This window comes from Shinella sp. OV683, assembly GCF_057787725.1.
The window spans coordinates 5,467,219-5,488,658 of the sequence record NZ_CM173543.1; the positions used below are offsets into that span (position 1 = coordinate 5,467,219).

The 21,440-nt window shown below is 59.4% G+C and carries 16 protein-coding genes; 5 read left to right on the forward strand and 11 right to left on the reverse strand.

Going from position 1 to position 21,440, the window contains the following annotated elements:
- The first annotated feature begins 100 nt into the window (after positions 1–100).
- Positions 101–1,234: a polysaccharide pyruvyl transferase family protein gene (locus tag ACXHRN_RS26510; RefSeq protein WP_488639248.1), complete on the forward strand. Its 1,134-nt coding sequence runs from the start codon at positions 101–103 to the stop codon at positions 1,232–1,234.
- Here ACXHRN_RS26510 and ACXHRN_RS26515 read toward each other — a convergent pair.
- On the reverse strand, positions 1,231–2,055 hold the full coding sequence (locus ACXHRN_RS26515; protein WP_488639249.1) for a glycosyltransferase family 2 protein: 825 nt from the start codon (positions 2,053–2,055) through the stop codon (positions 1,231–1,233). The two genes, ACXHRN_RS26510 and ACXHRN_RS26515, sit on opposite strands and share 4 nt — an antisense overlap.
- A 255-nt stretch (positions 2,056–2,310) precedes the next feature.
- Here ACXHRN_RS26515 and ACXHRN_RS26520 point away from each other — a divergent pair, with 255 nt between their 5' ends.
- Genes ACXHRN_RS26520 through ACXHRN_RS26535 form a run of 4 tightly spaced genes read left to right on the forward strand, consistent with a single transcriptional unit; the run spans position 2,311 to position 8,771 of the window.
- Positions 2,311–4,059: a type I secretion system permease/ATPase gene (locus ACXHRN_RS26520; protein ID WP_488639250.1), complete on the forward strand. Its 1,749-nt coding sequence runs from the start codon at positions 2,311–2,313 to the stop codon at positions 4,057–4,059.
- Positions 4,056–5,444: an HlyD family type I secretion periplasmic adaptor subunit gene (locus tag ACXHRN_RS26525; RefSeq protein WP_488639251.1), complete on the forward strand. Its 1,389-nt coding sequence runs from the start codon at positions 4,056–4,058 to the stop codon at positions 5,442–5,444. Before ACXHRN_RS26520 ends, ACXHRN_RS26525 begins: the two co-directional genes overlap by 4 nt.
- The gene (locus ACXHRN_RS26530) at positions 5,434–7,524 is read left to right on the forward strand and encodes a glycosyltransferase family 2 protein (RefSeq protein ID WP_488639252.1); all 2,091 of its coding nucleotides are present in this window, start codon (positions 5,434–5,436) and stop codon (positions 7,522–7,524) included. The genes ACXHRN_RS26525 and ACXHRN_RS26530 overlap by 11 nt, the downstream gene beginning before the upstream one ends.
- Positions 7,521–8,771, forward strand: coding sequence for a glycosyltransferase (locus ACXHRN_RS26535; protein ID WP_488639253.1), 1,251 nt, complete (start codon positions 7,521–7,523; stop codon positions 8,769–8,771). The genes ACXHRN_RS26530 and ACXHRN_RS26535 overlap by 4 nt, the downstream gene beginning before the upstream one ends.
- Here the strand turns inward: ACXHRN_RS26535 and ACXHRN_RS26540 are convergent.
- The 10 genes from ACXHRN_RS26540 to rhaS all read right to left on the reverse strand — a co-directional run bounded on the left by ACXHRN_RS26540 (position 8,764) and on the right by rhaS (position 21,413).
- Positions 8,764–9,984 (reverse strand): glycosyltransferase, encoded by a 1,221-nt coding sequence (locus ACXHRN_RS26540; protein WP_488639254.1) that lies wholly within the window; start codon positions 9,982–9,984, stop codon positions 8,764–8,766. The two genes, ACXHRN_RS26535 and ACXHRN_RS26540, sit on opposite strands and share 8 nt — an antisense overlap.
- 11 nt (positions 9,985–9,995) lie before the next feature.
- Entirely contained in the window at positions 9,996–10,574 is a 579-nt protein-coding gene (locus ACXHRN_RS26545) for a hypothetical protein (protein WP_488639255.1), read from the reverse strand.
- Positions 10,575–10,592: 18 nt separating this feature from the next.
- Positions 10,593–11,396, reverse strand: a complete 804-nt coding sequence (locus ACXHRN_RS26550) for an exodeoxyribonuclease III (RefSeq protein WP_488639256.1) — start codon at positions 11,394–11,396, stop codon at positions 10,593–10,595.
- A gap of 127 nt (positions 11,397–11,523) precedes the next feature.
- Positions 11,524–12,198 (reverse strand): outer membrane lipoprotein carrier protein LolA, encoded by a 675-nt coding sequence (locus ACXHRN_RS26555; protein ID WP_488639257.1) that lies wholly within the window; start codon positions 12,196–12,198, stop codon positions 11,524–11,526.
- A 202-nt stretch (positions 12,199–12,400) separates the two neighbouring features.
- Positions 12,401–15,148, reverse strand: a complete 2,748-nt coding sequence (locus ACXHRN_RS26560) for an FtsK/SpoIIIE family DNA translocase (RefSeq protein ID WP_488639258.1) — start codon at positions 15,146–15,148, stop codon at positions 12,401–12,403.
- A 133-nt stretch (positions 15,149–15,281) separates the two neighbouring features.
- The gene (locus ACXHRN_RS26565; RefSeq protein WP_488639259.1) at positions 15,282–16,661 is read right to left on the reverse strand and encodes an FGGY-family carbohydrate kinase; all 1,380 of its coding nucleotides are present in this window, start codon (positions 16,659–16,661) and stop codon (positions 15,282–15,284) included.
- An 18-nt stretch (positions 16,662–16,679) separates the two neighbouring features.
- Positions 16,680–17,687 (reverse strand): ABC transporter permease, encoded by a 1,008-nt coding sequence (locus ACXHRN_RS26570; protein WP_488639260.1) that lies wholly within the window; start codon positions 17,685–17,687, stop codon positions 16,680–16,682.
- Entirely contained in the window at positions 17,684–18,664 is a 981-nt protein-coding gene (locus tag ACXHRN_RS26575; protein ID WP_488639261.1) for an ABC transporter permease, read from the reverse strand. The genes ACXHRN_RS26570 and ACXHRN_RS26575 overlap by 4 nt, the downstream gene beginning before the upstream one ends.
- Positions 18,661–20,178: a sugar ABC transporter ATP-binding protein gene (locus ACXHRN_RS26580; RefSeq protein ID WP_488639262.1), complete on the reverse strand. Its 1,518-nt coding sequence runs from the start codon at positions 20,176–20,178 to the stop codon at positions 18,661–18,663. The genes ACXHRN_RS26575 and ACXHRN_RS26580 overlap by 4 nt, the downstream gene beginning before the upstream one ends.
- A 245-nt stretch (positions 20,179–20,423) precedes the next feature.
- Positions 20,424–21,413, reverse strand: coding sequence for a rhamnose ABC transporter substrate-binding protein (gene rhaS, locus ACXHRN_RS26585; RefSeq protein ID WP_488639263.1), 990 nt, complete (start codon positions 21,411–21,413; stop codon positions 20,424–20,426).
- Positions 21,414–21,440: the final 27 nt, after the last annotated feature.

Below are 21,440 nucleotides of genomic sequence, written 5' to 3' on the forward strand. Positions count from 1 at the left end.
GCCAAAGATATGTCGGTTCAACGAATCATAGCGTCAGTCAGCTTGACGCCATCAACATCGGACAGTAGTCGCATAGATCCTCGAAACAATCGGAATCCCCATGCGCGTCATCGTCCTCAGCCTGAGCCCTTTTATACCTGATCCATGGACGGTTAGTGCTGAAAGATTATTTGATCTCACCGGCGGCAACACTGGCAATATGGCGTTCCAGTTTGCCGTTCTGCAACACATCGCGTCTGAACATCGGATCATGCCCTTGGGTTCGAGACCGGAAGCGTTGAAGGAAGCGGGCGACATCATCGTCATGCCGCTTGCCAACCAATTGGGAAGCCACACCGATCTCGGCAACATCGCTGACACGCTTGAGGCTGCGCAGCTTCCGGTGATCGGTATCGGCTTGGGTGCGCAAGCGCCAGACCAGGCGCAGGATATCAAGCTGACTGAAGGCACAGAGCGTTGGGTCAGGACCATGGCTTCGCTGTCGCCAACGGGTGGACCCAACCTCGGCGTACGCGGCGAATATACGCGGCAGCAGCTGGAAAAGCTGGGTTTGGGCGACAGCGCAGTGGTGATGGGCTGTCCCTCGAACTTCATAGCGCCGGATATGTCCTTCCTGGATCAGATCCAGATGAAGCTCGCCAGACCGATACAGAATGTTGCCGTTACGGCGGGCATTCCGCATTTGCCGAAGCTTGCGAAGATCGAACAGGATCTGGCTGATCTGGCCACCTCGACGCACGGCCTCTACATCGTCCAGCACAGTCTCGATATGATCCGCCTGGGGCGCGGCGAGTTTCACTCGCTGACCGACGAGGCCGTTGAATTCAATCGCGCCTATATCGCGCCGCATTTGCCGACAGAAGCCTTCAAACTGTGGTGCCGGAACTATGCGCGCGCTTTCACCGACGTTCGGCAATGGATGGACGAACTGCACCGCCACGATTTTGCTGTGGGGACGCGCTTCCATGGCGCGATGTTGGCAATACAGGCTGGCACGCCGGCCGGCTGCATCTCGCACGACAGCCGCGTTTATGAGATGTGCCAGACAATGGGCGTGCCTGTTGTGAAATATGAGGAGATCTGCGGCGGAATTTCTCGGTCACGTTTGCAGCAAATGTTTGCATTCGATAGGGACGAGTTTCTGCGCCTCCGTGCCATGCATGGGGCTACCTATCTGCATCTGTTGGAATCGGCCGGCATTAAGGCCTCAAATCGAATCCTAAGAGCTATTTAGCAGTCTCTAAAATTGGATCTCAGCAAGCGAAATTCCTCGGTGATTTTTGTCAAAATTTCGTCGTCGACAAAATCATTCCTGTTGTGAAAGTTGAAGTGGTCATCGTTCCGACTGATGAAATCCTTGTGGCCTTTCCACAAGGTGGCGGAGCCTCTGTTTTTCTTCCAAACATATTCCTCGAGTGTTTTGGAGTAGTAGTGATTTATCTGCACAATATCGTGGGAGACAGAATCTTGCCTCGCAGAGGGGTAGTGTTTTAGGTTCGTGCCGATAGGATTGATGAACTTAGCATTTTCAACAAGTTCGTGAGTATGAACGCCAGCAGTAACAATGTCTGCCGTTCTGGCAATTGTCTTGATGAGATGATTTGGTCCAAAATTGCGGGGCGAGGCTTGCAAAAACCTCTCGAACAGCGGCGCCGTGTCGTATGAAGACTGACCCGAATCACCGAAAATTCGCCAATTCATTCCTATGGCTGAAATACCATCATAATCGTTCAAGAGCGCCTTAACATCGGGATGCTTCTTCAAAAGCAAATATTCATCGACATCGAGAAATAGCATCCAATCCACATCTGCTCTGTGCTCGTTCAGCAAATGTTTGTAGGCCGCGTCCTGAGTTCGAACGCCGTCCTTGTATGGCCAGTAATAACATTCGCATATCCCGAGGCTCTTTGCCTCTTCAAGTATATCTCCCGTTTTATCTTCGCTTTCGTTGTTGCAAATAAAGAATTTATCGAATCCGATAGTCTTATGGTAAGCGATCCAATCGGCCAGATACGGTGCCTCATTTTTAACAATTGCGCATATTGCGGTTCTCATATCTGCTCCACTTTACTCAATAGTAGCCATCGATCTGTCTATCTCGGCTCTGAACCTGGCATGCAATCACTAACTTGGTTTGCTGCAAGCTGGCTTTGATTGTTTCCTAAGGCCCCAGAACAGAGTAGTCAAAGGCTAGGTAAGCCCGATTCGTGCGCAATTTTTTGCATAGGCGAAATCCCATTTTAACTGAACCGTACCTAGAATGGATTCGAGTTATATGGCAAAAGCGCCGTGTAAGCATTGGACTGTCGTATGCACAAAAATAGCCAGCTCACTCTCCTGCAATCCGCGCGTAAAATTTTCCTGCGTGGTTTCATCTATGCGGGGATCGTCAGCTTTTTCGTGAATCTCGCGATGCTGATCGGGCCGATCTTCATGATCCAGGTCTATCAGCGCGTCCTTCCGGCAAAGAGCTACGACACGCTGTATGGGCTGATCGTCATCGGCATCTTCGGCATCGTGCTGTATGGCGTGCTCGATTTCGTCCGCAGCTGGACCTATTCGGTGATGGCGCATGGCTTTGCCCAGCGGCTCAACCTGCCTGCCTTGCAGGCGGGGGTGATGAAATCGATCGAGGGTGGTGTGGGTGAAGGTGGCGCGGTGATCCGCGACATCAATGAGGTCCGTCAGTTCGTCCTCAGCAATTCGGTTTCGATGCCGCTAGATGCTTTCTGGTCTATCCTTTTCCTCGTCGCCCTGCTTTTCATCCATCCGGTTTATGCGATGGTGGCCTTGGGTTTCATCGTCGTCATGGTGGTGATGAACCTGATCACCGACGCATTGACGCGTCAGGCGATCAAGGAGGCGAATGCCGCCCAGCAACGGCATGTGCAGGAAGTTGCCAATTCCATGCGCCATGCCGAGGCGATCGAGGCGATGGGCATGTTGCCGGCTTTGGTGCGCATGTGGCGCCGCTCGCAGGGCGAGATGCTGGAATATTCCAACACCGCCAATGTCCGCACCCGCGTCGTGCTCGCCATCACCAAGTCGCTGCAAAAAAGCCTGCAGATGGTGACGGTTGCGACCGGTGCGTTTCTGGTCCTGTCCGGCGCCATCAATGCCGGCGTGCTGTTTGCCGGCATGGTGCTGACCAGCCAGGCCGTCGGGCCGTTTGCCGGGATGATCGAGAGCTGGCAGCAGTGGGTCAATGCCGGCCAGGCATGGGGTCGCATCAAGAAACTGATCAATGAAGAAGGTTCGGTGCGCCAGACGATGCCGGCGCCGGTCGGCGATGGGGATCTGTCGGTCGAAAATCTCGTCTACCTGCCGGACGGCCATGATATCCCGGTGCTTCGCGGCCTGACCTTTTCGCTGTCGCCGGGCGAGGTGCTCGGCATTGCCGGGCCATCCGGTGCTGGTAAGTCTACCTTGGCGCGCTGTCTGACCGGCATTATCAAGCCGACCGCCGGCGGCGTCTATCTCGACGGTCACTCCACCTATCTCTGGGAGCGCGGATCCTTCGGGCGTGCCGTCGGCTACCTGCCGCAGAGCCTGTCGTTGATCGACGGCACCATCCGCCAGACGATCGCCCGCATGCAGGACAGCGATCCGCGCGATGTCATCGCCGCCGCCCAGTCGGCCGGCATCCATGAAATGATCGGCAAGTTGCCGCATGGCTATGATACGCCGGTGCGCGAAGGGCTGCACATGCTGTCGGGTGGCCAGATGCAGCGGCTGGCGCTGGCCCGCGCGCTCTATGGCGATCCGAAACTGCTGATCCTCGACGAGCCCAACTCCAATCTTGACAGCAGTGGCGAGCAGGCGCTGATCGGCGCGATCGAAGTGGCGCGTGCGCGCGGCGCCATCGTCATCATGATCGCCCACCGGCCATCGGTCATGGCGGCCGCCGACAAGATCATGGTCATCGAACACGGCGTCATCACCCAGTTCGGCCCGCGCACTGAAGTCATCGAAATGATCTCGCCGGAAGCGCGTGCGATGAGTGATCGCCGCCGCAACAGCGGCATCCGGGTCGTCTCCTCGCAGGGAGACAAGGAATGAGCAAGCCGATCACGCTTTCACCTTCCGAATTCCATCGCACCGGTAGCACTACCCGGCCGTTGAGCGACTGGGACACGGTGGTTGCCGAGGAAACCAGCGGCTCGGTCACGCTTTGGGGTCCAGTTCTGGTCGGGCTTGCGACGCTGGTCATCGGCGTCGGCGGCTTCTTTGCATGGGCGTCGACGACGCCGGTGGTGCAGGCCTCCGTCGCCTCCGGCCGCGTCATCGTCCAGAGCAACACCAAGACGGTGACGCATCTCGAAGGCGGTACACTCAAGGCGCTGTTGGTGCATGAGGGCGAAAAGGTCAAGGAAGGCGCGCTGCTGGCGACGCTGGATGTGACGCGTAGCCAATCGACCGCCACCCAGCTCCGGCAGCAGCTTTTCGTGCAGGGTGTGCGGCTGGCGCGGCTCTATGCCGAAAAGGACGAGAAATCCGAATTCACCTTCGACCAGAAAGTGCCTGATGGCATGAATCCGGACAGTGCCGCGCAGATCGTCAGCACGGAGCGCAAGCTGTTTGCCGAGCGGCGCAACCAGTTTGCCGACCAACTCGCCGCGGACCAGTCGTCGATCGACCAGTTGCAGAGCCAACGCGAGGCGCTTGTTGCCCGTCGGCTGTCATCGATCGAGCAGGCCAAGGTGATGCGCTTCGATTACGAATCCTACCAGGCGCTGCAGGTCAAGCAGCTGGTGACCAAGAGCGTCGTCAACGAAAAGAAGCTGCAGGTGGTGGATATGGAAGCGCGGATCGCCGAATCCAATGCCGCGATCGCCGAAAACAGCCAGCGCAAGAACCAGCTCGAACTGTCGCTTGCCAATCGCCGGTCGGATTATTTCCGCAGCATTTCGGAGCAGATTTCCCAGGTGCAGTCGGATGTCGCCCGCGTCCAGCAGGAGGTGATATCGGCCGAGGACGTGGTTGCCAAGTCAACGATCCGTTCGCCGCAGGACGGCGTCATCGCCAATATCAAGATTCGTACCCAGGGTTCGGCGGTGATCGCCGGCCAGCCGGTGCTGGATATCGTTCCGGACAACCAGCCGATGCTGATCGAGGGCCATGCGCGCGCCGCCGATATCGATTCGATCCATCTCGGCGAAAAGGTCGAGATCCGGCTTTCGGCCTTCGGTTCATCCGAGGCGCAGCCGCTGATCGGCAAGGTCAGCTATGTCGCGCCCGATGGTACCGCTGACGAGCGGACCGGGGAAGTCAGCTATGTGTTCCGCGCCACCATCGACACGGAAGACATGAAGAAGCAGCCGAACCTGTTTCTCTATCCCGGCATGATGGCTGAGGTGTTCATCGTCAACGGCCACCGGACGGCGCTCGCCTACCTCGCCGAGCCGATCGAAAAGAGCTTCAACAGGGCTTTCCGTGAGCAGTAGTCTGACGTCGGCCAATGTCCGGCTCTGTCGCATCGGCCAGCGCGTGCTCGTCGCGGTTGCTGGCGCCAACCCAAACGTAGTCGAGGCGCTGGCGGAACGTGCCGCACGGCAGATGGAATTTACCGCGGGCGGCGAGCGGTTTTTCCTGTTGCAGATGCCCGCTGGCGAGGATCTGTCTGACGTCGATAGCCACTCCGGCACGGTTGAAGTGGCCAAGGATATCGGCAGCTTCCTTGCCGTGGCGCTCGCGCCTGCTGCACATGGCTTGTTCCTCAAACGGCTGTTCGGCATCGCCCGCATGTTTCAGCTCAGCTCTGATCCGGTGTTTGCAGAGCTGGCACGTACGCTCCGGGCGACAGGAGATCTGCGCAAGGCGGGGATCGCCCTGGACGTCATTGAAGGCCTGGATACTACCATCGCGACCGTGCCTGCGCGTGCGGGCATTGCGGCGGGTGACTTGCTGGTCGAAATCGGTGAGACCGTGGATATCGGCACAGTCGAGCACGTCACACATTTTCTCGCCCGTGATGACGATAAGAGGAAGCTGGCGGCCGTGCGGTTTTCCGCTAGGCCAGCCGGCAACGACTATCTCCTAATCGGCGACAAGGGGCCGGCACTGGTCGAGGCCACAGTGAGAAGCCAGCCGAGTGTTGAGAAATTTCACGCGGAACATTCACGCAAAAATCCCGATCTCGTCGCGCTTCTGGCTCTCGCCGATGACGAGGCCGGCCCGTTGCTCGACCGGCTCAGCCGCCGCAACGACAACGGTGCCGTCGTCGATGAGACGTTCTACAATTTCCATTTCGAGCTCGTGACCTCCGTTCCGCTTGAGAGCGGGCTGTTTCTGAGCGGCTGGTATCTGGATCCGGATGGGCTGGTCGAGGCCTTCATCGCCATCGATCCCGGGCTTGAAGACCAGGACGTAATGGAGAGTTGGATCAGCTTCGATGGGCGAGCCGATCTTGGCAGCGGTGAAAAGCAGATCAAGCGGTTCGTGGCTTTCCTGCCGCGCAAGCCCGAGACGCGCATGCCTTTGGCGGCACCTGCCGTGCGGATCACGCTTTCCATCGGCGAAAGCCATATCGCCTCGGCGGAATCCGGGACACAGGATTTGATCGGCAAGCGCAAGCTCATTGTCGATTCAATCGCCGCTCATGCGTTCGATTTGGACATGCTCGAGAAGATCTATGCGCCCGCGCTCGAACCTTTGCAGGCCGCGATAAACACACGGCAGTCCGTGCGCGAGACACGCGTCTACGGCACACGATCGCGGCAAGCGGTTTCGCTGATCATCCCACTCTATCGGGAAACTGGCTTCATTCGCTCGCAACTGATGGCGTTTTCCGCTGATCCGTTCATTCGCGAGAATTGCGAGATCGTCTATGTGCTCGATGATCCGTTGATCGCGCTTGAGGTGGCCGGCATTCTTGAGGGTTCGGCCTTTGTCTATCCGCTGGACATGAAGCTGGTCATGCTCGCCGTCAATGGCGGCTATGCGCTCGCCAACAATTTCGGCGTCGACGAAGCAGCCGGTGACACGCTCGTCCTGATGAATTCCGATGTCATCCCGGAGGGCAAAGGCTGGCTTGAGCCCGCCCTTCGGCGGCTTGGCACCTTGCCAGCCTTCTCGGTCATTGGGCCAAAGCTGGTCTATGCCGATATGACGCTCCAGCATGCCGGGATGTATTTCTACCGACTGTCGAATGGCCAATGGCAGAACATGCATTACTGGAAGGGTTACGGCTCGGATTTCGCGGCCGCAAATGTCGAATGGGCCGTGTCGGCGGTGACCGGCGCCTGCATGCTGATCCGCAAGGCGGACTACTTGGCGGTCGGCGGTTTCACCAGCGACTACATCATCGGTGATTTCGAGGACAGCGATCTTTGCCTCAAGCTGCGCCAAAACGGCGGTGTCAGCTTGTATATGCCGTCAATCTTGCTGTTTCATTTCGAGCGGCAGTCCATGCCGAAGGATCTGGGGCAGCTGATCTCAGGTACATTAGCCTATAACCAGGCACTCCATACATTGAGATGGTCGAGCCAGATCGAAGAGATCATGGCGGACGGAATGTCGATATGACGCAGCCCGGACAAGCAAAGCGCATCCTGCAGATCGCGCATGGCCATCCGCATTTCTTCCCGGGCGGGACGGAGCTGACGGCGCTGGCGCTGCATCGCGAAGCGCTGAAATCCGGTCTCGACAGTTGGTATCTCGGGGCTCACAGCGAATCTCGATTTCAGACAGCGCAGGGGGCGCGCATGCTTGCGCTGTCGCCGGACAATCGCGAGGCGGCACTTTATGCGCCGCGCTTTGTCTGGTTCGCGCTCGAACAGGACGACCATTTCGAGTTCCTGCGCGAGTTTCGCTGTTATCTCGAACATCTCCGTCCCGATGTCGTGCATTTTCATCACGTGATCAATTTCGGACTTGAGGCCATTCACATGGTCCGCAATGTGCTGCCGGATACGCGAATCGTGCTGACCTTGCATGACTATTATCTGATCTGTGCCAACAACGGTCAGCTCTACAAGCAGGCCAGCAAGGAGAGGTGCGGCGGCCCGGAGCTGCATGAATGTCTGAAGTGTTTGCCTGACCGCAATGCCAATGAATTCGCCATGCGGGCGCTCAATGTCAAGAATGCGCTTTCCTTGTGCGACCGGCTGGTGTCGCCGTCGCATTTCCTCAAGCAAATGTTCGATCGCGCACTCGGAAACGGTGATCGGATCGCTGTCGTGGAAAACGGCTATGTGGGCACGCCGGTCGAGAGCTCAGCGCATCGGAGCCGCGGCGGCAGACCGGTGTGCTTCGGCTATTTCGGCAACATCGCCGCCGTCAAGGGGCTTGGCGACTTGCTCGATGCCATCGAGTTGCTCGCGTCGGACGATAAGTTGGATTTCAGGCTGAACGTGCATGGTGCGCAACTGATCGAGGATACTGTGCTTCATCGCCGCATGCAGGCAGCGAGCGAGATGCTCGGCAAGCGCGTCCATTTCTCTGGTAGCTACAAGGCCGAGGAAATGCCGCAACTGCTTGCCGATATCGATTGCATGGTTTTCCCTTCGGTCTGGTGGGAAAACGCGCCGCTGGTGATCTACGAGGCGCTTTACCATTCAAAGCAGGTCATAACCTATCCGCATGGAGGCGCGCCGGAAATACTCAAGCGTCACGGCGCAGGCATCTTCGCCGACCGCTCGGAGCCGCAAGCCCTGGCCGCCGCAATGCGTGGAGTGATCGACAATCCCCGGCTTGCGGAGGTCAAGGCCAACCCGCCCGTTCCAGCCCGTGCGGAATTGCTCGATGCCTATTCCAGGGTCTATTTCAGCTGACCATCAACGTGGCGATCAGCGCCTCGTGGCGCGCGATTGCGCCCTCTGCCGACCATCTCTCAAGGACCGTCTCGCGGGCCTTCCTGCGCATTGCCTCGATCTCGCTGCCACCAGGCAGCGCGCGAGCGATGTTGGCAGCCAGTGCTTCTGCATCGAAGAAATCCGCGAGCAGGCCGTTTTCGCCGTGGGTCACGAACTCCTGTACCGGCGATGTATCCGAGCCGATGAAGGCGCAGCCCGTCGACAGCGCTTCGAACGCCGACCACGACAGGATGAACGGCACCGTCAGATAGACATGTGCGGCCGACACCTGCAGCACCTTGCGATAGTCTTCATAGGGCAGGGTGCCCGTGAAGTGGGTACGCGCCATATCGATCTGGGCCGACGCCATGACGTCGTTGAAGTGGCGATCCGTGCCGTTTCCGGCTCCGTAATAGACAGTCTTGTCGCCAACGATGATCGCCTCGACACCGAGATCACGCTCCTGGACGAGCGCCAGCGCGTCGATGAACTGTCGAAATCCACGGAAGGGATCAGCTCCGCGTGCGACGTAAGTGATAACGCGATCACCGGCGGAGAAGCGGCGACCATTGGCAAGTTCGAACGTGGCATGCGGATCAGGTTTGAGGAGCGCGGTATCGACGCCGTCGGGCGCAATCTCGATCGCATTGCGCATATGTGACGGAAATTGCGATCTCTGCCATTCGGTCGGTGCGATCAGCAGGTCTGCGCGGGCGAGGTCGCTGAGAACCGGAATGTTCATCAGGCTCATCATGATTCGCGATTCAAATGGCGGATCTGGATTGAGAAACTCGCCGCTTTCAGCTGAGTTGTTATAAAACCATTCGCAGTATTTGACGAATTTCGCATTGGGAAAGATGTCATGCAGAAAGGCGCCGGTGCCCCAGCCGGTGTGGCTATAGACGATATCCGGCAGCCATCCACTTTCTTTCAGTTCATGGGCGTGGATCGCGAGGCTTGCCGATTCCCGGATGAATTCCTCGGTACCAAAGAGGACGTGATCGCGAGGCCGGTCGGCCACCACTTCCTGGCCGTATTCGAGCATCCTGATGCCGTCGATCAGCGGCATCGAGCGGCCGTCTCGCAGGCCGCGGTGGAAGGCGACGATGTCGTGCCTGCCGCTTTCGACATAGTGCCGTGCGATCCGCTGGAACTGACCGGGGAAGTACTGATGGGCGAACAGGATGCGCATCGGCATGGAACCTAAAAGATGCCGAGGACGCGTTTCCGCTTGCCCTTCTTCTGGTCCGCAACGAGCCTATGGACCATCTCATCGATACGGATGAAGAAGACCTCGGCTGCCTCCATGCGCGATTCCAGCCGGGCAAGTCTGTCAGCGAGATCTGGGGGCAACGCGGCACTTTCAGCAGGCGGCGCGCTTTCGAGCACTTCGCAGCGCTCCTTGGTCGTGTCGAGCTCTTCCTTGAGGGCGACCAGCGCTTCTTCGTATTGATTGGAAAACATCGTGAAAAGCTGGTCGATGCGCCGATCGTCGTTGTCCGCCATCGGCAGCACGATCTCGCCATGCTTGGTCGATTGCGCAATCAGCAGCAGCCCCTGCATCGTGGTCACGCCATCCGGCAGCGGAATCTTGAAGGCATGGTCGCCCTCACCGATACCGGCCTCCGGGAGGTCGTCGCGAACGAAGTTCGCAACGCCGCTGGCGATGACCTTCGGACCCTGCATGACGCGAATAACGAGATGCTCTGCGGGTGTATCGCTGCTAAACGCCCAGCCGCAAATCTTGCCGCTGAAAATTCTATCGACACGGCCCATCAGCATGGTGAATTCCTTCCTAGATTAGACGTCCAGCCGGACGATCACCGGAACGTGGTCCGAAGGGCGGTCCCAGCCACGCGCCTCGGTAACGATTTCGGTGGAAACGAGATGTGGGCCGAGGTCCTGCGACGACCAGATATGATCGAGACGGCGGCCCTTGTTGGCGAGTTGCCAGTTGGCAGAGCGGTAGCTCCACCACGTGTAGATCTTTTCCGGCTCCGGCGTCCGGTGGCGGATCAGATCCAGCCATTTGCCGCGCGCCAGAACTTCCTTCATGCCGTCGGTCTCGACTGGTGTATGGCTGACGATCTTGAGGAGCTGCTTGTGTGACCAGACATCGTGCTCATAGGGCGCGATATTGAGGTCGCCAACCAGGATCGACGAGATGCCATCCTCGCCATCGGCTTCAAGCAGCTTCATCTCCTCGAGGAAATCGAGCTTATGGCCAAATTTCGGATTGATGGTGCGGTCGGGTTCGTCGCCACCGGCCGGGACATAGAAATTGTGCAGCCGGATCGACTTGCCGCCGGCTTTGACCAGTGCCGAGATATGCCGGGAATCGCCGACATTGCAGTAGTCGCGACGGTCATGGCTGTCGAGCGGCAGTTTCGAGATGATCGCGACGCCATGATAGCCCTTCTGGCCGTGAATGGCCTGATGGACGTAGCCGCGCGCGTTCAGCGGCGCTGACGGAAATTCGCCGTTCGGGCATTTGATTTCCTGCAGGCACAGGATGTCGGGTTGCCACTGGTCCAGGAATTTCTCGACGATCGGCATGCGTAGGCGGATCGAATTGATGTTCCAAGAGGCTATACTCAGCTGCATTCAAAATTCCCCGGCCCGCCATGCAAATCGCGCCGGACACTAGCAACTAATTTATGCGCTTATAAGCCAAAACTGGTCACCGACGTACGAATGCGACGATTCTCCACAATCCGGCCAGTCGCAGCACTCAACGGCTGGGGTTGCCGCCGGCATTCTGCTTGTGAACTTCGTCGTAGGGAACCCTGAAGACCTTGTCGTCGAGCGTCACACCGGTCTGGACGTTGAAGATCATTACCGACGTGTCCTTGCCCTGCTGGTCGGTGATCGTCCACTGCCTGAGATCGTAGGTCTTGGGGTCGAACATCATGGTGATGGTCGAATCGGCAAACAGGGATTTGTCGCCGAGCTTGATGGTGATCAGGTCTGGCTCTTCCTTGACGTCGCGAACCGTCTTGCTGCCGAGGTCGATCTTGTTGCTGAGCAGCAGTGCCAGCGGTGTCTTCGACAGCGGATAAATGTCCCAGGTCTTGAGCTTGCTGTTGCCGATGACGACGGACTTGCCGTCTGAAATCACCCGCATTGGCGAGGGCGCTTCGAAATTGAAGCGGATCCTACCTGGCCGTTCGAGATAGAACTTGCCGCCGGTTTGTTCGCCACGCGGGCCAAACTGGACGAACTCGCCTTGCATGGTTTTGACCGAGGAGAAATGATCGGCGATCTTCTGCGCCGTTGCCGAACCCTGCGCATGCGCGAAGTCCGGCGGCAGCATCGACGCCAAAAACAGCGCACCAGCGCTACCTATCAGGGTGCGCCGGCTCACGCTGGCTTCGGTGAAGGGCTTGGCTTTTTCGATTCGGTCCATTCCGGTCTCCTTTTTCCGTTCTTCCTTGAACAGAAACTGGGGCACCTTCAAGGCGTTCCCCACGGGGCTGATTTCAGTCGCGACAAATTTGCGTGATCATCTAAAGCGCGTCATGATCCTCAGGATTCGTTTGTCGCGCTTTAGCTCTTTGTTTGACGTATGCCGTAAGCGCAAAACCGCAGCACACTTTTGCGCAACATGCTTAGCGTGCCAGGATATCGTCTTCGGTCGGCACGAGAATCTCACGCTTTCCGGCGTGATTTGCCGGTCCGACGATACCTTCCTTTTCCATCCGCTCGATAATCGACGCCGCCCTGTTGTAGCCGATGCCGAGGCGCCGTTGCACATAGGATGTTGAGGCCTTGCCGTCGCGCAGCACCACGGCGACCGCCTGGTCGTAGGGGTCATCGGAATCGGAGAGGTTCGAGGTTCCGGAGGGGCCGCGACCGTCGCCGTCATCATCTTCCTCGTCATCGGCGGTGATGGCATCGAGATATTGCGGCGTGCCCTGCGTTTTCAGGAAGGCCACCACATCTTCGACCTCGAGGTCGGAGACGAACGGGCCGTGGACACGCTGGATACGGCCGCCACCGGCCATGTAGAGCATGTCGCCCATGCCGAGCAGCTGTTCGGCGCCCTGTTCGCCCAGGATCGTGCGGCTGTCGATCTTCGACGTCACCTGGAAGGAAATGCGGGTCGGGAAATTCGCCTTGATGGTACCGGTGATGACATCGACCGACGGACGCTGAGTGGCCATGATCACATGGATGCCGGCAGCACGCGCCATCTGCGCCAGGCGCTGGACTGCCCCTTCGATATCCTTGCCGGCGACCATCATCAGGTCGGCCATTTCGTCGATGATCACGACGATATAGGGGATCGGCTTGAGGTCGAATTCCTCGCTCTCGTAGATCGCCTCGCCTGTCTGGCGGTCAAAACCGGTCTGCACGGTGCGGGTAATCGCCTCGCCCTTTTCCATGGCCTGGCTGACGCGCGCATTGAAGCCGTCGATGTTGCGGACGCCGATCTTCGACATCTTCTTGTAGCGCTCTTCCATCTCGCGGACGGTCCATTTGAGCGCGACGACGGCCTTCTTCGGATCGGTGACAACGGGCGACAGCAAATGCGGGATGCCATCATAGACAGAGAGCTCGAGCATTTTCGGGTCAATCATGATCAGGCGGCACTGTTCCGGTGTCATCCGGTAGAGCAGCGACAGGATCATCGTGTTGATGGCGACCGATTTACCCGAGCCGGTGGTGCCGGCGACCAGCAGATGCGGCATCTTGGCGAGATCGGCAATGACCGGTTCGCCGCCGATCGTCTTGCCGAGCGCTACCGCAAGCTTGGCCTTGGATGTGTCGAAATCGCGTGCTGCGAACATTTCACGCAGGAAGACCATTTCACGGATCTTGTTGGGCAGTTCGATGCCGATGGCGTTGCGGCCGGGAACCACGGCGACGCGGGCGGCGATCGCGCTCATCGAGCGGGCGATATCGTCGGCGAGGCCGATGACCCGCGAAGACTTGATGCCCGGTGCCGGTTCCAGTTCATAGAGCGTAACCACAGGGCCGGGGCGGACGTGGATGATGTTGCCCTTGACGCCAAAGTCATCCAGCACGCCTTCAAGGATGCGGGCGTTCTGCTCGAGCGACTCGTTGGAGAGGCTGGCGTCCTTGGCTACGTTCTTGGGCTCGGTCAGCAGTTCAATCGGCGGCAGGTCGAAGCCTTCGCCGCGATTACCTGCGATGAACCGCGGCGGGGCGGCTGGGGCCGGCTTTGGGCGCGCAGGCTGCTGGATCATTTGTGGCTGCTGAGCCTGCTTTGCGACCGGGGTCGCGCCGCGGCCGGCTGCCGCAACACGCTGCGGAGCGCGGACTTCAGGCTTTACTTGCCAATCATCAAGATCTTCGTCGTCGTCTTCATCGGCGAGAAGTCCGTCGGGATGATGGCGATCGAGGTCGAATGGCGGTTCGTCATCGTCGTCGATGTCGGGGTTCATCGAGGGCGCTGATATGATGCGACGAAGCGTCGACATCGGCTGCTTGCCGTCCTCGGCAAACATCGAAGGCTCGGCGCGGCCCTTGGTACGCGCTTCGGACGCGCTGACATGCATGAGGCCGAATTCGTCCTCGTTGAGATCGTAGGGCGTATCGATCTCGCGGCGCTGCTGCGGGCGCTTGGCGGGTGCCCCGCTGAGGCGGCGAAGGCGGGCCTGGGTCGAGTACCAGGCGTGCGTTGCATAGCCCATGATGTAGGAGAACGGCGATTCGCGCTCCTCCTCATCGTCCTCGTCGGGCACGATGGGCTGTTGCTTGACGATCTTGACGGGCATCACAGCTTTGCCGCCCGGCTTTGCGATCACTTCAGGTTCCGATGTGACGATCAGGTTGGCGGCGAAGGCCAGCAGCCCGAGGGCGGGGGCGGCGCAGAGCGTGCCGATGAAGCCGGCGACCAGCCCGTGCGGATAGTTGCCGAGAAAGAGAGCGGGGAATTTGAGAATCAGGTCGCCGAACACGCCACCAAGACCGTTGGGGATTGGCCATGTCACCGGCGCCTGAAAGCAGGACAGGGCAGCTGCGGCAAAAATGGAGCCGCCGAACCAGGCGAACAGACGCTTGATCAGCCGATGGACCGGGACATTGAAGATCATCATCAGCGACCAGGCAAATACCGGCAGCAGGGCCACGACCGCGCCAAGGCCGAAGAACTGCATCATCAGGTCGGCAAAGTAGGCGCCCCAGGCGCCGAGCAGGTTCGATGGCTCGCGCGAGGTGGCATTGGAATAGCTGGGGTCGAGCACATTCCAGGTCGACAGTGCCGTGATCGCCAGCGCCAGCACGGCAAGCAGGGCAAGCCCGGCCATGACCTTGGCCTGTCGCCAGAGAAAGGATGTCAGAGTGAAGCGCAGGGACTGACTCTCGTAATCCGCCGGAATGCTTCTTGCCATGTAGATCGACCCGCCAACTCGAAAGGAATCATGGCCGCGGGGAGGATGCGGCCATATTGATCCAATCGTATCGGCGAGGGGTTAATCGACCATTAACCATGCGTGTTTGCGCAGATAGAAATGTAGGTGTTGCCTACCCGTTTGCGATCGTCTGCTGCCATTTGGCAACATAGGAAGCGATACGCGGATCGGGCAAAAGCGTCACGACCTTGGCGCCCGTGGTGATAGTCGCCTCGCGGCCAAGCGCCACGCATGCCGCACCCGCGCTGGTGCCGGTAATGCCGCCGCCGGTGACGATATCGCGGCCGGTCATGATATTGAGCACCTCGAGGAACGTGCGATTGGCGGCAAATGGGCCTTCCACTATCACCGGGCCATCCGCTCCGATCAGTTCGAGCGAGGTCGATGTCATCATGCCGAGATGCAGCGACACGGCGAAGAGGTACCCGCCCGGCGTCAGCGCTTCGACATCGCCCAGCCAGCTGCCTTTGCGATGCACGAAGGGGCCGGAATCGTCCGGAACCGACGGCAGCAGCATGATGCCGCCGTCGAGCACCTGATCGCGATCGGCCTCGGTGATCCCGGCCTTGCCGTCCGCCTTCAACAGTGAGAAAGCGCGGCCGCCCATGAAGCGGGCGGAGGGCACCGGATCGCCATAGGCGTTGACATTCATCAGTGTGTCGCGCGTCTCGTCGAGCACGACCTTTTTACCGCCTACCGAGAAGCAGATTACCCAGGTTCCGGTCGAGACAACGGAGAACGGTGACGGGCGTGATTTCAGATGTGTCAGCAGCGAGGCATTGGAATCGTGCAAGCCGCTGAAGACCGGTGTGCTGACAGAAAGGCCGGTCGCGGCGGCGACATCGGGCTTGATAGTGCCGAGAATGTCGAAGGCGCTGCTCATCGGCGGCATCAGCTTTCGCCAGCCCATGCTGTCGACCAGCGACGAGTAGTCTTTCTTATAGGGGTTCCACAGATCGGTGTGCGCACCGATCGAGGTCATTTCCATGGCGCTTTTGCCGGTCAGGCGCAGTGCCCAGAACTGTGGATAGGGGACGATTGCGGTGACCTTGGCGAACTCTGCGGGAAAGGTCTTTGCCTGCCAGTAGATCTGCGCGCCGACATTCAAGCCGGTGGCGAGCCTCGGCGATCCGGTTTCGGAGAAAGGAGGACGGATGGCGTCGTAGTCCGTGCCCAGGCTGTCAGGTCCGTCATGCTCATAGTCGAGCATCGGCATGGCAAGTTCGCCATCGGCACCGACCAATGTGACCGAGCCGCCATGGGCTGAAATCGCAATTGCATCAATTGACGTGTTGGCCTGGAGCTTCTTCAACGATGACAGCAGGAAGGCCCAGATGCCATCGATATCGTGATGCGGATAGAGCCCCGTTGGCACCACTTTGTTTTCGATCGAGAACACGTCGGATTCGGTTGATGTTTCGAGGTCGAACAGCGTGACCTTCGCATTGGTCTTGCCAATGTCGATCACGGCGATATTGCGGTATGCATTCATTCTGGCTTCGTCCCCCCGTCAGCCGGCTTTGCGGCTGCGGCCGATTTTCCCGAGAATGACGGGAATTGCAATCACCAGGATCAGCAACAGGCCGATGAAGATCGACATGACAATGCCGGGGACATTGAGCAGGCCGAATCCGAAAGTGACCAGCCCCATGATGATGGCGGCCAGCACGACGCCGAGAATACTGCCCGAGCCGCCGTTGATGGCGACGCCTCCCAAGACGACCATGGTGATGGCTTCGAGTTCAAGCCCCGTGGCGATCGACGGCCGTGTCGAGCCAAGCCGTGAGGTCAGGCAGACGGCGGCGACGCCGGACATCAGGCCGGTCAGCACGAACAGGATGAACTTGACCCGGGCGACCTTGACGCCGGAAAACATCGCAGCTGTCTGGTTGTTGCCGATAGAATAGACCAGCCGGCCGAAACTCGTCCGCTGCAGCAGGACATAGAATACCAGCGCCATGACGACGAACAGCACGAGCTCGAACGAGAACACCCACCAGACATAACCTTGGCCGAACCAGGCGAAGTCGGAGGGGTAGCCGGTATAGGCCTTGTCGCCGAGAATGATGTAGGCGAGGCCGCGGAAGAGACTCATCGTGCCGATGGTGACAACAATCGAGGGAAGGCCGAGACCCGTGACCAGCCAGCCATTGATGGCGCCGCAGATGACGCCCGTTGCAAGGCCCACCAGCACGAGTTCGAACGGGCCAGCACCATATTGCAGGGCGGTGCCCATCATCGTCGAGGCAATGGCGATGATCGAGGCGACCGAAAGGTCGATCTCGCCCGAGATGATCACCAGCGCCATCGCCAGCGCCACCAGCGCCTTCTCGGTGAAATTGAACGTGGCGTCCGACAGGTTCCATGGGTCGAGAAAATAGGGGGAGGCGAAGGAGTTGACGATGAAAATCATCACGACAACCACGAACAGCAGGCTCTCCCAGCTCTTGAAGAAGCGTTCGGCACCGCCCTTCAGGCGATCAGGGATCTGGCGGGAGGTATGTTCGACCGTGCTCATGCCAGAACCTCGGCTTTCTTGAGAATGATGCGGCCCTTCTTGCGCTCGGCGCGGGCATTGAAGGCGACGGCGATGATGATGACGGTGCCGGAGATCGCCAATTGCCAGAAGGGCGAGACATTGATGACCGGCAGCGCGTTCTTGATGATGCCGAGAAATAAGGCGCCGAGCAGGGCACCCGGTACGGAGCCGATGCCGCCGGCAATCGAGACGCCGCCAATGACGCAGGCTGCGACGACATCGAGCTCGAAGCCGAGTGCTATATCGACATAGGCGACGGCATAGCGTGAAATCCACAGGTAGCCCGCCAGCCCGGACAGCGCGCCGGAGATGGTAAAGGCCACGAAGCGGGTGCGGCCGGGATCGATGCCGGCATAGATGGCGGCATTGGCGTTGCCACCGACGGCGAAGAACGAGCGGCCGAGTGCGGTGCGGCCAATGACGATAAGCATGATCAGCACGACGATGATCGAGGTCCAGCTCAATACCGGGATCCCCAGCAGCAAATCACGTGGGAACGCCTTGTAGGCCGCCGACATCTGGTGGGCATTGATCCACTTGCCGTCGGTCAGCAGGAAAATGATGCCGCGAAAAATCGTCATCGTACCGAGTGTGGCGACGATCGGCGGCATGTCGAGTTTCCAGACCAGCAGGCCGTTGATCGAACCGAGGAAGACGCCGAGCGCGATGGCCGCAAGGATCAGCAGCGGTACCGGAATGCCCGGAAAGGCCAGGTTCAGCATCGCGGTGACCATGCCGCAGAGCGCCAGATTGGCGGCCATCGACAGATCAACGCATTTGGTCAGGATGACACCCATCTGGCCGAGCGCCAGGATGATCAGGATCGACGTGTCGTTATAGACATTGCCGAGGCTGGCGGGGGTCAGGAACACTGGCACACGGAGCGAGATCAGCAGCGTCAGCGCGATGATCGCCGACAGCAGCTGGATTTCGCGATATTTCAGCAGGCGCATCATGCTGCTTCTCCAATGCCGGCGGCTGTGCGCACCAGCGTCTCGGCGGTCAGGCCCTCGCGCGCGAATTGGCCAGCGATCCGGCCTGCGCGCATGACGATGACGCGATCGGCCATGCCGAGGATTTCAGGGATTTCCGAGGACACCATGATCACCGACAGGCCAGCGGCCGCGAGTTCGCTCATGAATTCATGCACGGCGGCTTTGGAGCCGATGTCGATGCCCTTGGTGGGTTCGTCGAGAATGATGACTTTTGGCTTGGTGGCCAGCCATTTGGCGATGACCACCTTCTGCTGGTTGCCGCCGGACAGCGTGCCGACATCCTGGTCGAGCGAGGCGGCGCGCAGGTCAAGCCGCGATGTATATTCGCGTGCCAGCTTGAACTCCTCGGCCAGCCGCAGGAAACCTGCGCGCGAGGTCTTCGAAATCGACGGGAGCGTCACATTCTGGAAGATCGGCATGGCGGTGATCGCACCCTGGCGGCCGCGCTCTTCGGGCACATAGACGATGCCCTTGTCGACCGCTTCGGCGGGGCTGCGGATGACGGCGATCTCGCCGTCGATCTTGATCGCGCCCTTGGACGGCTTGGTGATGCCGAACAATGACTGCATGAATTCCGAGCGGCCGGCGCCGATCAGGCCGTAGAAGCCGAGGATCTCGCCTTTCTTTAGCTCAAAGCCGATGTCCTCGAATTCGGTGGGATGGCAGTAGCCGGACACGGTGAGCACCGATGCGCCCGGCTCCACCTGCTTCTTGGGGAAAACCTGGCCAATGTCGCGGCCGACCATCATGCGGACGAGGTCGTTGTTGTTGGTGTCACGGATCAGGCCCTCGCCGACCATCTGGCCATCGCGGAAGACGGTGTAGCGATCGGCGATGCGGAAGATCTCGTCGAATTTGTGGGAGATGAACAGGATCGCCTTGCCGTCGGCCTTCAGGCGATCAACCAGTTCATAGAGTTCGCCGATCTCCTTGTGGGAGAGGGCGGCAGTCGGTTCGTCCATGACGACGACGCGCGCATCGACAGACAGCGCCCGGGCGATGGCGACCAGGTGTCGAGAGGCAATGGAGAGATCGCGAAGCCGCATTTTCGGGTCGATGTCGGCGCCCGCGCGCTTGAGCAGGCCGCGTGCCTTGTCGAGCATGACAGACCAGTCGATAAGCCCGAAGCGATTGCGCGGCGAGTGGCCGATGAAGATGTTCTCGGCGACCGACAACTCATCGAACAGCACTGTTTCCTGATGAATGGCGGTGATGCCGGCTTTCAGGGCCGCATGTGCGGTCGGGAAAATGGTGTGGACATCGCCCAGATGGATTTCGCCCTCGTCGGGCTGATAGATGCCGGTCAGGACCTTGACGAGCGTCGACTTGCCCGCGCCATTTTCGCCCACCAACGCTGTGACCTGGCCGGGATAGAGAGAGAGCGACACGCCGCTCAGCGCCTTGACGCCGGGGAAGGATTTGGAAATTCCTTCGAGCCTGATCGTTGCGTCCGGTTTTGGTGTCATGGCGTCCATGGGCAATCTGCAAGGTCGGAGTGATGGATTTTATAGCGAAGGCGCGTCGTGCACCCTCTTCTCCCCTTGGGGAGAAGAGCCGAGCGAATGCGAGGCGATGAGGGGTTTTAGTTGGAATGAGAACCCCTCATCCGGCTCTTCGAGCCACCTTCTCCCCAAGGGGAGAAGAGGGTGCCCGGTGCAGCCTCGCCATTCAATAGAAGCCGGCCTCCGATCAGGAGGCCGGGTAAGGGTCGTCGCTGAGATCAGAAGATCTTGGCGAATTCCTCGACGTTCGTGGCGTCGTAGACGAACGGATCGGACATGGCCGCTTCGTTGTTGTCGTCGAGCTTGACGCTGCCCATGCGGCCGGTCTTCAGTTCCGCGCCCGGCTTGGCTTCGGCGCCATTGATCAGGTCGTAGGAGATCATGGTTGCGGTATAGCCGAGGTCGATCGGGTTCCAGATCGCGAAAGACTTGGACGAGCCGGCCTTCACGTGGCCTGCCATTTCGGAGGGAAGGCCGAGACCGGTGACATTGATCTGGCCGACCTTGCCGCCGTCTTCAACTGCCTGGGCAGCCGCAACGATGCCAACGGAGGTCGGCGCAATGATGGCCTTGAGGTTGGGGTACTTCTGGATCAGGCCTTGCGTTTCGCGATAGGACTTGTCGGCGAGGTCGTCGCCATAGACGGTGGCAACGACGTTGATGCCCTTGTAGTTCGGGAGCACCTTGTTCATTTCGGCGATCCAGGTGTTCTGGTTCGTCGCTGTCGCGGTTGCCGAGAGAACGGCAACGTCGCCGCCTTCAGGCAGGTTGTCGGCAGCCAGCTTGATGATCATGTTGCCGATCAGCGGGTTGGACGACGGGTTGAGGTGCATCATGCGGCCGTCCTTGGCGACACCCGAATCCCACGAGATCACCTTGATGCCGCGATCCATGGCTTTCTTGAGCGCCGGAACCAGCGCGTCGGCGTCATTGGCCGAAACGGCAATGGCATCGACCTTCTGGGCGATCAGCGAATTGATGACTTCGATCTGGCCTTCGGCCGTCGTCGTCGTCGGGCCGGTATAGATGATGTCGACGTCGCCGAGTTCCTTGGCGGCTTCCTGGGCGCCCTTGTTGGCGGCGTCGAAGAAGCCGATGCCGAGCGCCTTGACGACGATGGCGATCTTCTTGTTTTCAGCATGCGCCACATTGGCGATCAGCGCCGTCGAAATGGCTGCAGTCATTAGAATTTTCTTCAGAATACCCATGATTTCCTCCCTGGGGTTTAATGTCTC